Below are 432 nucleotides of genomic sequence, written 5' to 3'. Positions count from 1 at the left end.
AAAGTATGCTCCCGCCCTGTACCTAACCCAGTAAGCTTATTCAACGTTTTGAGCTTAGCGCGAGTTTCCCCCTGACTGTGTACTGTAATTTCTGAAATCTAATCGTCCTCCTAACAATTGGTTAACTTGTTACATCGCCGTTTCTGAGAGTGAGCGTTTGTGGTAACCATACCGCTCTTTCCAATACTTATTTGAGCCGTATAATTTCTAGCAACCCACTGAGCGATTTCGAGAATGGCCGAGTTCCTGAATGCTACCCTTTATCTTGGAGGAACAAGCGAAGTCACTCGCTTAATCTTAATTACATCGTAGCACGCTCTCGTTTCATAAATACCATCACCAGACACCTCTAGGATGCTTCGCCGTGTTTGGTTCAGTCAATTCGGGAGCACTTCTCCATCGCTAACCGTCAATAAACTTAGCTCAACTGCA

At 44.7% G+C, this 432-nt stretch carries 1 pseudogene; it reads right to left on the bottom strand.

The window, feature by feature from the left end:
* Positions 1 to 432: pseudogene (locus AB4585_RS21090) on the bottom strand (IS5/IS1182 family transposase); the annotation flags it as partial.

It is taken from the genome of Vibrio sp. 10N.222.49.C9 (assembly GCF_041474985.1).
Taxonomy (GTDB): domain Bacteria; phylum Pseudomonadota; class Gammaproteobacteria; order Enterobacterales; family Vibrionaceae; genus Vibrio; species Vibrio crassostreae_C.
The sequence above is the reverse complement of the archived record's forward strand: the minus strand, read 5'-3'. Positions and strand labels throughout refer to the sequence as shown.